Source organism: Fibrobacter sp. UWH4, from assembly GCF_900142475.1.
In the GTDB taxonomy this organism is placed as follows: Bacteria; Fibrobacterota; Fibrobacteria; order Fibrobacterales; family Fibrobacteraceae; genus Fibrobacter.
Map to the genome: position 1 here is coordinate 83165 of NZ_FRAY01000004.1, position 12804 is coordinate 95968.

General features: G+C 52.8%; 10 protein-coding genes. 4 read left to right on the forward strand and 6 right to left on the reverse strand.

Going from position 1 to position 12804, the window contains the following annotated elements:
• The first annotated feature begins 75 nt into the window (after positions 1-75).
• Entirely contained in the window at positions 76-723 is a 648-nt protein-coding gene (locus BUA93_RS08355; protein ID WP_072978715.1) for a hypothetical protein, read from the forward strand.
• Between the two features lie 146 nt (positions 724-869).
• Here the strand turns inward: BUA93_RS08355 and BUA93_RS08360 are convergent, their stop codons facing one another.
• The 3 genes from BUA93_RS08360 to BUA93_RS08375 form a co-directional block, all read right to left on the reverse strand.
• Positions 870-2156: a hypothetical protein gene (locus BUA93_RS08360; RefSeq protein ID WP_139257901.1), complete on the reverse strand. Its 1287-nt coding sequence runs from the start codon at positions 2154-2156 to the stop codon at positions 870-872.
• Positions 2157-2508: 352 nt separating this feature from the next.
• Positions 2509-4410, reverse strand: coding sequence for a SulP family inorganic anion transporter (locus BUA93_RS08370; protein ID WP_072978718.1), 1902 nt, complete (start codon positions 4408-4410; stop codon positions 2509-2511).
• 94 nt (positions 4411-4504) lie between these two features.
• Positions 4505-4870: a c-type cytochrome gene (locus tag BUA93_RS08375; protein ID WP_139257902.1), complete on the reverse strand. Its 366-nt coding sequence runs from the start codon at positions 4868-4870 to the stop codon at positions 4505-4507.
• 100 nt (positions 4871-4970) lie between these two features.
• Here BUA93_RS08375 and BUA93_RS08380 point away from each other — a divergent pair, with 100 nt between their 5' ends.
• The 3 genes from BUA93_RS08380 to BUA93_RS08390 all read left to right on the forward strand — a co-directional run bounded on the left by BUA93_RS08380 (position 4971) and on the right by BUA93_RS08390 (position 8739).
• Entirely contained in the window at positions 4971-5786 is an 816-nt protein-coding gene (locus tag BUA93_RS08380; protein ID WP_139257903.1) for a hypothetical protein, read from the forward strand.
• A gap of 74 nt (positions 5787-5860) precedes the next feature.
• Complete coding sequence (locus BUA93_RS08385; protein ID WP_072978721.1) at positions 5861-6427, forward strand: manganese efflux pump MntP; 567 nt, start codon at positions 5861-5863, stop codon at positions 6425-6427.
• A 191-nt stretch (positions 6428-6618) separates the two neighbouring features.
• Positions 6619-8739 (forward strand): glutamine synthetase III family protein, encoded by a 2121-nt coding sequence (locus BUA93_RS08390; RefSeq protein ID WP_072978722.1) that lies wholly within the window; start codon positions 6619-6621, stop codon positions 8737-8739.
• Positions 8740-8941: 202 nt separating this feature from the next.
• Here BUA93_RS08390 and BUA93_RS08395 read toward each other — a convergent pair whose 3' ends face one another.
• The 3 genes from BUA93_RS08395 to BUA93_RS08405 form a co-directional block, all read right to left on the reverse strand.
• Entirely contained in the window at positions 8942-10153 is a 1212-nt protein-coding gene (locus BUA93_RS08395; protein ID WP_072978723.1) for an FISUMP domain-containing protein, read from the reverse strand.
• Between the two features lie 61 nt (positions 10154-10214).
• Complete coding sequence (gene feoB, locus BUA93_RS08400) at positions 10215-12560, reverse strand: ferrous iron transport protein B (protein ID WP_072978724.1); 2346 nt, start codon at positions 12558-12560, stop codon at positions 10215-10217.
• Entirely contained in the window at positions 12560-12799 is a 240-nt protein-coding gene (locus tag BUA93_RS08405) for a FeoA family protein (RefSeq protein WP_072978725.1), read from the reverse strand. Before BUA93_RS08405 ends, feoB begins: the two co-directional genes overlap by 1 nt.
• Between the last annotated feature and the right edge of the window lie 5 nt (positions 12800-12804).

The following is a 12804-nucleotide window of genomic DNA, read 5'->3' on the forward strand; positions in this document are numbered from 1 at the left end:
AGATTTTTTATCTCAATTTTTATATATTTTCACTACAAATTAAGACACTTTTTGGGAATTGAAAAGGAGAACAGGATGAAAAAAGCGTTTTTGGGCGCATCCATGGCATCTATGGCGATTCTTGCGGCTTGCGGCGACAGCGATAGTGGAACCTCCACTGCGGCATCGGAACCGCTGCCCGAAGGCATTGTGAAGACCGTGAGCGAACTCGGAGTATGCAACAAGGCCGGTGAAACCCAGCAGGTTCTCGCCACGGGAAGCTACTACCGCTGCGAAAACGGCGAATGGGTCGAAATCGGCTGGGAAAAAGATAAGCAGGTTTCCTCTAGCAGTGTTCGCCGCGACGAGACCGCCAGTTCCAGTTCGAAGGCCGTTTTCAACGAAGACGACGCCATTGTCACTCCCAAGAGTTCCTCGTCCATCGACGAAGAAAGTTCATCCTCCGAATTCGACGAAGATTCCAGTTCCAGCGAAGATTCGGCAGACTCATCAACTGACAGTTCCTCCTCCGAGGCAGACGAGGAATCCAGCTCCAGCGAAGAAGAAAGTTCTTCCTCCGAGGCAGACGAGGAATCCAGTTCCAGCGAAGAAGAAAGTTCTTCCTCCGAGGCAGACGAAAATTCCAGCTCCAGCGCCGCGGAAAGTTCTTCCTCCGAGAATGACGAGGAATCCAGTTCCAGCACCGCTGAAAGTTCCTCTTCCGAAGAAAACGACGAACTTTAAATTCCTGTTCCAACAAAGTCCGGACAGGCACATTCCATAAATAGATCCGCCAGCATCTGTTTGATTGCCGGCGGACTTTTTATACAGAAAACCCGCCGAAGAAAATCGGCGGGCCAAGGAGTTAAAAGGTTCCCTTTCTGAGGAACTTATTCAATGGTATACTTCACAGATCTTGCACCGGCGATATCGGCTTCTACGCCATCGTCATTCACCGGAAGAACGATGTAGTAAACATCCGTAACACTCGAGGAGAAGTCATCCAGGTCGATCCTGTAGGTCGTGTCCGCCGTGCTGGTATAGAAGGCGAAATCGTTGACCAGGTTCGTCTTGAGGTAGATGTTGTAGCGATAGACGTCGCCCTTAGCCTCGTTCCAGGAAAGGTGAATGTAATAGGTGTAATCCGGATCTTCCGTAATCTTGAGGCCATCGACATTACCCGGTCTTGCACTGCTACTCGTAAAACCGCCACCAACCGTAAAGGAGGCGCTCACCGTCGAAGATGAGCCATCTACGGAATAAACCGTACCGCGGACACTGTAGGTTGCACCCTTGGTCCACTTTTCGGTATACGGAGAAACGGACACAGTACGCTTGTCGCTGCTCAGGGCGACAGTCACCAGGACATCGTTACCGCCCTTCGTGACAGTCCACTTGGAAACATTGACCGAGTCGGCTTCCAGTTCGGCGGCAAAGGTGAAGGTCACGTCGGAAACCGTATCGATTTCGGAAGTGTTGTCAGCCACCTTGACGATCTGGGCTGCAGTCTTCACGAGATTGATCGCCCCCACGTTGATCAGGTCGCCAGACCTATAGGAGGCGCCACCGATAGGATGCACTGCATCGCCCACATACTTCTTGGAGTCGATGAGTTCCTGGCCCACGGAAATGGCGATTTCTACACCTTCGGGAAGGTTGTCGAAGGTGTATTCACCCTTGTCGTTGGTCTGGGTAGAAAGTTCGCTCGGAACGAACTCCGGGGGCAGGTTGGCGTAAACGGTAACCTTCGAAGCGGCATTCAGCTTGCCCTTGTCGTCGTTATACAGGACGATACCCTTGGCCAGCACGCCGGACTTGTACATCGGGACCGTCTGGACGACATCGCCCACGCGCGGAACATCGCCCTGGCCCTGTTCGGCAAGAGTCACCTGCGTATGAACGGTGGCGTAACCATCCTTGGATACCTGGAAGCTGTGGTCGCCCAAGGCACGCTTTTTCCACACGGAACGGCCCAGGGAGTCGCCCACAACCGCCTTGTCGTCGGTCACGGAATAGACTGTCGCACCGGAAAGAGCAGCTCCGGAATGGTTGTCCACCACCATGATGGTAATGTTGCCTTCGGCCTTTGCATCGTCGTTGGTGTTGGTGACGGTGCTATCGCAAGCTGCAAGCAAGGCAGCCGCTGTAACTAAAGAAAATGCATATTTCAAACGCATTTGTCCTCCTCATAAAAATACAAACAAAATATAACAAAAAAAAGCACAAAATCAAAGAAGCGATTCGGACTTTTTGTTTATTTCGTCTATACGAACTTGAGGAGAGTCAGGAGAACGGCGCTGAAAGCCAGAATGTACTTGACTGCGAAGTCAAAGAAAAAGAGTTCATTTTTTTCTTGTACAGCTATGTTCTTGATTTTCATGCCTTAAATGTATGTTTTGTCAACCCTTAATTAAAGAGACGGAAATCACACTGAGATTTCCGTCACATTAAGAATGTTCGGCAAGTTCTGCACTGGATCCCGTCCCCCCCCCTTCAAGGGTCCAGGATGACAGGCTGCGGTGCGCGGGATTACTTTTCTTCGATTTTGACGACGGGTTCGTCCATCATCTTTTCGGCGATGACTTCCGGAGTTTCTTCGGCCACAGCGGCATTCGATTCTTCGGGCATCCACGGCTTGTCGAGGTTCTTTTCCCAGGACACCGTCGGAGCCTGCTGCACTTCGTGCGAGGTATCGACAATCGGAAGGCCGAGGAGTTCGCGGGCACGGTTAAGGGCGGCATCGATATTGCCGAGGGCGTTTTCTTCGCCAAGCTGCTTGAGGACGCCTGCACGGGTAAGCGCCACCACCGGCTGAGCATGCACGCCCGAAAGCAAGAGCTGCGTCCCTTCGCGGTTGCAACGGTTCAGCAAGTCTTCGATCATCTGGATACCGGCGGCATCGATGCTAGACACGCTACGCATACGCAGGATAAGAATCTTCGGCTTGTCCGAGATGCGGGCCATGGTATCCTTGAACTTGTCCACCGCACCAAAGAAAAGGGAACCGGCGAGTTCGTACACCACCACACCCTTTGGCACCTGGCGGCTGAGATCGTTGTGGGCGGCTTCTTCGTCGTCTTCCTTGAGGGCTTCCGTCACCGTTTCCATTTCGGAAACGTCGCTCATGCGCTTAATAAAGAGCACCGCAGCAAGGAGAACGCCGACTTCAATCGCGACAGTCAGGTCGATAATCACCGTGAGGAAGAAGGCCACAAGCATCACGATGACGTCGCTCTTCGGAGCCTTGAACATCTTGATGAAGCTGCGGTAGCCGCACATGTTGAAAGCGACCTGGAAAAGCACGGCGGCAAGGGCTGCCATCGGAATCATTTCGGCGTACTTGCCGAGCACGAGCATAATAAGGAGAAGCACCACCGCATGCACCAGGCCCGAAATCGGGCTCACGGCACCGTTGCGGATGTTGGTCGCCGTACGGGCGATGGCACCCGTGGCCGGGATACCGCCAAAAATCGGCGAAAGGATATTCGCGACACCCTGGCCAAAAAGTTCGGTATTGGAACGGTGCTTGGTCGAGGTCATACCGTCAGCCACCACTGCCGAAAGAAGCGATTCAATTGCACCGAGAATAGCAATCGTCAAAGCAGGCTGGAACACCTTCTGCATCATTTCGAGGCTGATGTTCGGCAGGTGCGGCATCGGGAAACCGCTCGGGATGTGGTTTTTCATGCCGATGGTCACCACGCCGTGGCCCGTAATCGGATCGTCCCAGCCGAGAACCTTCACCATGACCGTCGCCACGATAATCGCTATCAGGGAACCGGGGACTTTCGTGGTGATCTTCGGCCACAAGATGCAGACGGCGAGCGCCACGAGGCCCACAATCACCGCATAAATGTTGATGGTATCGAGCGAAGAAGCGTAAAGCTTGATCTTACCCACGGCATCGGCCGGGTCCTTCGCCAAAAAGCGGAGCCCGAAGAAGTTCGGCACCTGGCCAAGCGCAATGATAATCGCGATACCGGCGGTAAAGCCCACGGTCACCGGGAACGGAATGAACTTGATGATGGCCCCGAATTTAGCGAGACCGAAAATAATCAGGAGGATACCGGCCAGGAGCGTCGCCGAAGCGAGGCCGTCGTAACCGTACTGGCTCACGATACCGTAAACGATCACGATGAAAGCACCGGTGGGACCGCCAATCTGGAAACGGGAACCGCCCAGGAAAGAAATCGCAAAGCCCGCGATGATGGCCGTGTAGAGGCCCCGTTCCGGACCCACGCCCGAAGCGATAGCGAACGCAATCGCAAGCGGAAGTGCGAGAATGCCCACGATGAGGCCCGACATCAGGTCGCTGATGAAGCTTTTCTTGCTATAGCCCCTGCGTACCGTGCGGAAAAGTTCAGGGGTGATGGTCGTCTTGACGCCAGCGAGGAAACTCTGGAGGGATTCTTTGGCGTGTATATTGGGCATGGGCACTCCGTTCTTAGGACGGCGCCAAATTTAAAAAAATTTACACCCTTTGTTAAGGGTGAAAATGAAAAGAATTGGGAGGCTTCGGCCGCTTTTACTTGGGTCTCCCCGGGTCGTCGGGGTTCTTGAGGATGTACAGGAGCCAGGCCGTCATCATTTTTGCCTGATCCTCGGTAAGCGGAGTGATTTCCATGGCAGGCCACTCGTCGGGGTGCTGCGGAGTCGGGTGCATCAGGTAACGCACCATGCCTTCCGGATTTCCGGCATAATGCTCCACATTGTCGCGCATCGGAGGGGCGGCAAACTTGCGCGCCCAGCGATGACACCCCTTACATTCATTATTATAATAGTCCTGCGCCTCTTTTTTGAGTTCGGGAGTAACCGGCGGAAGCACGAACGCATCCACCGCAAAAAGCGCACACACCGAAACAAAGACTATGACAGCAACACGCAGTTTCAAAACGCCATCCTTTATAAAATGTCATGCCCTGCCCAGACAGGGCATCTCCTTTCTTTTCACGAAATAATATAATTTTTTATCTTTACGTTAGGAGACACAAATGAAAAAAATCTTATTTTGCTTAATGCTTTTGGCGGGTTTTGCAGCATCAAACACCTGTACAGATTTAGTCGTCAACAATAACGAATCGTTCTTTACATTTGCGAATGTTCACCGCGATTCTTCCTATTTCTTTGTAGACAGCATGGCCGGGTCTTACAAATACTTTTGGAGCGATGGAAAACTAGATAGTATGCGTACCGACCGCATGATAGAGGGGCTGTCTTCTTCTGTCGAGTACATCTATTGGGATGTAGACGAAACCGCCTTGACAGGAAAAAATTACGAAGCCATCATCTCGCAGAGTAAATCCGGCGACACCGTTATATACACTCAAAAGAATTTCTATGTGGGTGAACTGGAAGATTCTATCACGTACAAAAAAATCGACGGTCACATTTACTCGTTGAGCTTTGCCCCCGGAGGTCCGGATTGGGATGAACTCTGGGATTTCAGCGACTTTTACCTTTCCAACGACACCGTATTCTATAAAAAGACCTATGACTACTATACGGATAATCCCAGGTACTACACACAGTTTATTGTAGGAGACCCCGAAAACGATTTGAGATGCTTTGAATACGAGATGAACGAAAACGAGGCTACGGTTCGCGATACAATAGAACTCAGCTACACCGACAAAGGATTCATGTTTAAATACTATCGAAGCACGGAGGATTACTACAACTTTCGCGAATACTTCTTTGTGTATGATGAAGAGGAAACTACGGCAATACGCAAACATCGTCCGGCGGTAAAGATTTCGCCGAAGGCTAGGTACTTCGATTTGTTGGGTAGGTATAAATTCAGTAAGTAAAATGGATTGCTTCGTCACTATCGTTCCTCGCAATGACGTTTTAAGCAACAAATATTCTACGCAATGACGTTCTTATGGGCATTATTGAAATCATCATTATCGCGATTGTAGAGGCAATGGACTGCTTCGCCGTCGCAATCGCCACGGGACTTTCTAAAAAAGGAATCAAATACAGCCGCGCCATGCTCCAGGCGGTTAGCTTCGGAGTATTCCAGGGCGGCATGACACTGCTCGGGTATTTCCTCGGGAGTTTCGCCGAGCGCTGGTTCAATTCCGTGGGCACTCCCATCGCCTGCACCATCCTCTGCATTCTGGGCGGGCGCATGATTTGGGGCGCCGTCCGCGGTGATGCGGGCGAAGAAGAAGGCGAACAGATTGCCGCGAAAAACTTGACGATTGCAAACATTTTGCTGCTTTCAGTTGCGACAAGTATTGACGCATTCGCTGTCGGAATTTCGTTTGCATTTCTGAACGCGAACATGGTGCTTGCCACCAGCGCCATTGCACTTGCAAGCTTTATCATGGGCATTATCGGCTACGAAATCGGCCGTCACGCCGCCAAGCGTTTCAAGACAAAGATTCCTGAAATCATCGCAGGAATTATCCTCATCGGCATCGGCGTAAAGATGCTCATTGCCTAAAAAACGGCACCGGCTTAATTTTCACAAAATGTAATTTCAGTAATTTTATTACACATTGTGTAATTCAATTTGTGTAAACGAAGGCGTTTTGCATTGTCGAACGCGCGATTTTAACATTTTTTGAGCGTTTTACATCTTTGGCACGATTTTTGCATTCATGGCACCGAAAACAAAATTCATAGGAGATTGCCATGAGCAACGAATACAGATTAAAAGCTATCAAGGAAATCGCCAGCGAAAACGCCGGCGCTAACCTCCCCGCAGCACCCGCAAACATCGACTTCTACGGCGAAGATGTCTTCAACGCCGAGGCCATGCGCGCATATCTTCCCAAGGACATTTGCAAAAAGCTCTTCGCCACCATCGATGGCGGCGCACCGCTTGACCCGAGCATCGCAGGCGAAGTCGCCCACGCCATGAAGAAATGGGCTATTGACCGCGGCGCCACCCACTTTACTCACTGGTTCCAGCCCCTTACCGGTTCTACCGCCGAAAAGCATGACTCCTTCCTTGAACCCGAAGACGGCAAGGCCATTCTCGCCTTCAGCGGCAAGAACCTGATCGTCGGCGAACCGGACGCATCGTCCTTCCCCAGCGGCGGCCTCCGTTCTACTTTCGAAGCCCGTGGCTATACCGCCTGGGATCCGACCTCTCCGGCCTTCATCAAGCGTCACGGCAACGGTGCCACCCTCTGCATCCCGACCGCTTTCTGTAGCTATACCGGCGAAGCCTTGGACAAGAAGACTCCGCTCCTCCGTTCCATTCAGGCTCTCCAGAAGTCCGCCGACCGCCTCATGGGTCTCTTCGGCGTGGCCCAGCAGAAGGTGACCGTCACGCTCGGTGCCGAACAGGAATATTTCTTGATTGACAAGCGTTTCTACCTGCAGCGCCCCGACCTGTACCAGGCCGGCCGCACCTTGTTCGGTGCCGCTCCGGCTAAGCACCAGCAGATGGAAGACCACTACTTCGGTAGCATTCCGGCACGCATCATCAACTTCATGAACGATGTGGAAAAGGAACTCTGGAAACTCGGCATTCCGGCCAAGACCCGCCACAACGAAGTCGCTCCGGCCCAGTTCGAACTTGCCCCGATGTTCGAGGAAGTGAACCTCGCTTGCGACCACAACATGCAGATTATGGAAGTGCTCCGCCAGGTTGCCGACCGCCACGGCCTCGTTTGCCTGCTGCACGAAAAGCCGTTCGCCGGCATCAACGGTTCCGGTAAGCACAACAACTGGTCCGTAAACTACGGCAAGACAAACCTCTTGAACCCGGGCAAGGACCCGCACCAGAACGCCATCTTCCTCACCACGCTCTGCGCTGTCATCTACGCTGTCGACACCCACGCCGACTTGCTCCGCATGGCAGTCGCTAGCGCCGGCAACGACCACCGTCTCGGTGCCAACGAAGCTCCTCCGGCAATCATCTCCATGTACCTCGGCGACCAGCTCGCCGACGTCATCGACCAGCTCGAAAAGGGCGATCCGAAGTCCAGCAAGCAGGCCGGCGCCCTCAAGCTCGGTTCCGACACGCTGCCGCCGCTCCCCCGCGACGCGACCGACCGTAACCGTACATCGCCCTTCGCCTTCACCGGCAACAAGTTTGAATTCCGCGCTCCGGGTTCCAGCCAGAGCTGCTCCGAACCGAACGTCATCTTGAACACGATCGTCGCCGAAGCCTTCGACATCATCGCCGACAAGCTCGCCAATGTTCCTGCCGACAAGTTCCACGAAGAACTGCAGAACCTGCTGCAGAAAATCGTGAAGGAACACAAGCGCGTCATTTTCAACGGCAACGGCTATACCGACGAATGGGTGGAAGAAGCGGCCAAGCGCGGCCTCCCGAATGTGCGCACCACCATGGAAGCTCTCCAGGCACTCAATAAAAAAGAAAATGTGGCCCTGTTCGAAAAGTACGGCGTGTTCAACAAGCGCGAACTCGATTCCCGCTACGAAGTCAACATGGAAGATTACCACAAGAAGATTCACATTGAAGGCAAGATTGCTTTCGATATCGCAAAGAACGTGGTGCTTCCGCAGGTGCTCTGCGCCTACAGCAACGCCCTCAAGACCAACGAAATGGCCAAGACCCAGGGTTTCTACGCTGTGGACGGTTACGCCCGCGAACTCGGCGAAAAGCTCAAGGAACTCGAAGCCGCTGTGGCCCAGATGGAAGCCGCTCTCGGCGACAAGCACGAAGCGATTCTTGATGCCATGGCTAATCTCCGCATTATCGTCGACAAGATCGAAAGCATCGTGCCCGACGAAAAGTGGCCGTTGCCGAAATATCGTGAGATGTTGTTTATTTACTAAACAACATCGGCTGCGCGTCAAAGGTGCGCAGCCAAATGCCAGTTCATCTACTAAGCAACATTGACCGTCCCAACCAAATTCATATACAGAACCTCAAAATGCAATCCGCCGGTGAAAGCCGGCGGATTTTGCGTTACTCGCATCAAATACAAATAAATTCTGTAGTGAGAATATTTTGTCGCAAATTATGTAGCGAAAAAAACTATTCCATCACGCAGCGGACAAAGTGGAAATCTTCGCGGCAAAGCATCGCTTCGCAATAGTCGGTACCGCCAAAACGATAGAACCGCAACTGTTTCACTTCGACATTTCCGTCTTCGTCAGGCCACAAGGGAATTTCCTTTGAATCCGAAGTCCAGTACGACGAAAAGGCAAACTTTTCGCTGCTTTCTTCGGAACATTCGCTATCATAGTAATGTCGCGTCAATGTGGAAAAATTCAACCCGTAGACATCGGTCGGATAGAAAAATTCCTCGACATCCGTTGCATAGCCCTGCTCGCGCCCCGGAGTCTCTTCTTCACGAATGGAATAAAGAGGCCTACGGAATGACGCCGCAAAGAAATCATCAAGAGTGGACGTTTCAGGAAACGCCGTTTTCAGGTCTACGAATTCGGATTCCGTCGGAAGGCGCCAACCTTCGGGGCAAATTCCTTCAATATCGGATTCAGGATATTCGAGTCCCGCATCGGCAGGCAAACGCAAATTAGGCGCATCAGCATCCGTAAAAGGACGACTGTCTGGTGTCTTGTAGCGCAAATCCTGGGCCATCCACACGCGTTCCCCAATCTTGACCGTCTTGTAGCTTTGGCCATCCCGAGGATCAGTCAGCTGCGACGTCTTGAGCTTACGAGGCAACCTAGGGAACCCCCAAAACTTAACGAGCGCAATGCACACATCGTTCCAGGCCTTACCCGGATAAATGTCTTCAATTTCGATAATAATCTTGAATACATTTTGCAAGGGCTTTTCGAAAACGATGATGTCGGGATGCGGATTCTTGAAACCACCCCACTTCGGCTTGGAGAGCGTGAGCGACCGCACCAAATTATCCGACGAGTTCTGGTAAATCTTTATATTCTTCGCAAGACTGAAATTCGTATAGAACGAGGAATCGCGCATGTACCCGTTGAACAAAGTTATCACGTCAAGACGCTGCGCCTCAACAATGAATTCCAATGTAATGGGCTTGTCCTTGTACTTAGCGCCCCAAACCTGATAGAACGGATGCACGTTCTTTTTCATGACCATATTTTCGGGACGGAAATTCCTCTGTCCCAAGTCAGGCAAAGTGGCCGAAGCCTTGACGCCATTAATAGGAATAGACGTAATCGCATAAGACAGCGAAAATCCGACCAAAAGGGCAAAAACAGCCACCTTTGTCGAAATTTTCAAATTATTCAAAAAATGTACCATGCGGAATCTCGTCTGGAGGTCGGGGCGAAAATATAAAATATTTTCAGACTCAAAGGCGAAATCACTCGAACACTTTCTTCTTGCGTTGGTCGCGGCCTATGACAACGAGCGCGACGACCACACCGGCGAGAAGCACGAGTGAAGTCACGATTAATGCGACGGAATGCCCACAGGTCACCTGGAAGAACAGTACCGAAAGACTCCAGCCGATAACCGTCTGAAGCACCATCATGAGCGTTCCGTAGAAGCGACCGAGTTCGCGGAAGGCGGTTCCCATGGCGGCGAGGCATGGCACATAGAGCAAGATGAACAGCAGGTAAGCCAGCACCTGGAAGCGACCGAGGTTGAAATGTGCCTGCATCGTCTTGTACGCACCTTCGTTTCCGGCATTTTCGGATTCAGCAATCGCATCCTTGACGCCCAGCGGGTTCGCAATCGAGGTAAAGACTTCTACCAGGTTCGCCGGGACACTCACGAGAGCTTCTTTCACCGTCGACTTGAGGCTAAACGACGACTCGGGTCCCTGAGCCTGCCGAAGGGCCACACTCTCGTCTGGAGCTGCGCCGGCCTCCCCCGCTTTTTCGGCAGTGTTAGCGTCGCCCGAGCCCTCGATGGCATACAGCGAGTTGAGCGTTCCGACAATCGCCTCTTTCGCGAAGAGCCCCGTAAAGAGCGCGACAGATGCAGGCCAGTTGTCGCGTTCGACACCGAAGGGTTCAAACACCGGCGTAATCACCGTACCCACGGCACTCAGCACCGACTTTTCGTTGTTGTCGTTGCCGAAACTACCGTCCGTGCCGACGGAGCCCATAAAGCCGAGCACCGTCACCATAATGAGCACGACCTTGCCCGCGCGGAAAACGAATTCCTTGAGGCGGAGCCATGCGTGGCGGAAAAGGTTGCGCACCTTGGGCAAATGGTAAGGCGGCAGTTCCATGATAAACGTCGATTCCTTGCCCATGAAAACCGTATAGCGCAAGAGCAGGCCGTAAATCAACGCAATCACAATGCCCGTCAGGTAAATCCCGAACACGAGCGTCCCCGCGCTTTCACCGAAGAACGCCGCACCGAACAGCGCATACACCGGGAGGCGCGCGCCACAGCTCATGAACGGCACTAGGAACAAAGTAAGGAACCTTTCACGCTTGTTTTCGAGCGTACGCGTGCCCATGAGCGCCGGCACCGAGCAGCCAAAGCCCACAATCATCGGCACAAAAGCCTTGCCCGGGAGCCCGAGGAACCGCATAAAGCGATCCGCCACGAAAGCCGCACGCGACATGTAGCCGGAATCTTCAAGGAACGAAAGGCAAAGGAACATGAAGAAGATAACCGGAATGAACGTCGATACCGTCTGGATGCCCGTACCGACGCCATTCGCCAAAAGCGCCACGACAACGCCCGGAGCGCCAACCTTCGTCAACAGTTCCGTCATGCCGTCCACGAAAATTCCACCGAACAAAATGTCGAAGAAATCGATGAACGCGCTGCCGACCTTCACCGCAAACCAGAACACCAGATACATGGCAATAAGGAAAAGCGGAATTCCCAGAATGCGGTTCAAGAAGAGCTTGTCGAGCTTGTCAGTTCGCGTGCGCTTGGTAGTGTTGTCGCGGATGACCGCCTTCGCGATGTCGCGGGCGTAGGAGTAGCGGGAATCGGCCAGCGCAAATTCCACCTCTTCGCCCAAGTCCTCCTCAATCTTGTCATGCGGGATTTCGACACCGAGTTCATCGGCAAGTTCCAGCACGCGCCCGCTATGTTCCAGGTACTGCACCGCCGTCCAGCGCGGGCTTGCGCCGAGTTTTTCAGCTACGGGCTTGAGTGGCTCCGCAATTTCTTCAATCAGCTTTTCAAGAACTTCGGAATGCTTGACCGCCTTAGGGAGCGGAAGTTCGCGGCTGTTATGCAGCAGCTTGTGCAAGTCATTCACGAATCCTTCGCAGCTCTTGGGCGAAACCGCCGTGAGGCCAATCGCCGTCACGCCGAGGATTTCTTCGAGCTTGTGCAGGTCCACATGGATGCCGCGACTCGCCGCAATATCCATCATGTTCACCGCCAAGACCATCGGCACGCCCTTTTCCATCAGCTGGCTCGTGAGGAACAGGTTGCGTTCCAGGTTTGTGGCATCCAGAATGTTCACGACCAGGTCCGCCTCGCCCTTGAGCAAGTAATCAAGAGCGGCGCGTTCGTCTTCGGAGTTCGCGAACAGCGCGTAGATGCCCGGCAAGTCCACCACGCGAATCGTGTGGTTGTCGAGCTTGAACTGGCCTTCTTTCTTTTCAACAGTCACGCCCGGCCAGTTGCCCACAATCTGGTTCGAGCCGGTAAGCGAGTTAAAGAGCGCAGTCTTTCCGCAGTTCGGGTTGCCCGCAATCGCAATCGTGAAAACCTCTTTCTCGATAGGCATCAGATTCTCCTCAACTTGAGCACATCGGCTTCTTGTTTACGGAGCGAAAGCCTGTACGAAAGCACGCTGACCTCGACCGGGTCACCGAGCGGGGCCACCTGCAAAACCTGCAACACCACGCCACGCACAAGCCCCATCGACAAAAGTTTGGACTTGTAATGCGAATCACCCGTGTTGTATCCAATAATTTCGGCCTTGTCGCCTTTTTTAAGTTCCGAAAACTTCGGTTCGTTATTCATACACC

What these genes read in the sequence shown, in the direction of transcription:
- BUA93_RS08355 (WP_072978715.1), top strand. Translation starts at nt 76, where the DNA reads ATGAAAAAAGCGTTTTTGGGCGCATCCATGGCATCTATGGCGATTCTT.
- BUA93_RS08360 (WP_139257901.1), bottom strand. Translation starts at nt 2,156, where the DNA reads ATGCGTTTGAAATATGCATTTTCTTTAGTTACAGCGGCTGCCTTGCTT.
- BUA93_RS08370 (WP_072978718.1), bottom strand. Translation starts at nt 4,410, where the DNA reads ATGCCCAATATACACGCCAAAGAATCCCTCCAGAGTTTCCTCGCTGGC.
- BUA93_RS08380 (WP_139257903.1), top strand. Translation starts at nt 4,971, where the DNA reads ATGAAAAAAATCTTATTTTGCTTAATGCTTTTGGCGGGTTTTGCAGCA.
- BUA93_RS08385 (WP_072978721.1), top strand. Translation starts at nt 5,861, where the DNA reads ATGGGCATTATTGAAATCATCATTATCGCGATTGTAGAGGCAATGGAC.
- BUA93_RS08390 (WP_072978722.1), top strand. Translation starts at nt 6,619, where the DNA reads ATGAGCAACGAATACAGATTAAAAGCTATCAAGGAAATCGCCAGCGAA.
- BUA93_RS08395 (WP_072978723.1), bottom strand. Translation starts at nt 10,153, where the DNA reads ATGGTACATTTTTTGAATAATTTGAAAATTTCGACAAAGGTGGCTGTT.
- feoB (WP_072978724.1), bottom strand. Translation starts at nt 12,560, where the DNA reads ATGCCTATCGAGAAAGAGGTTTTCACGATTGCGATTGCGGGCAACCCG.
- BUA93_RS08405 (WP_072978725.1), bottom strand. Translation starts at nt 12,799, where the DNA reads ATGAATAACGAACCGAAGTTTTCGGAACTTAAAAAAGGCGACAAGGCC.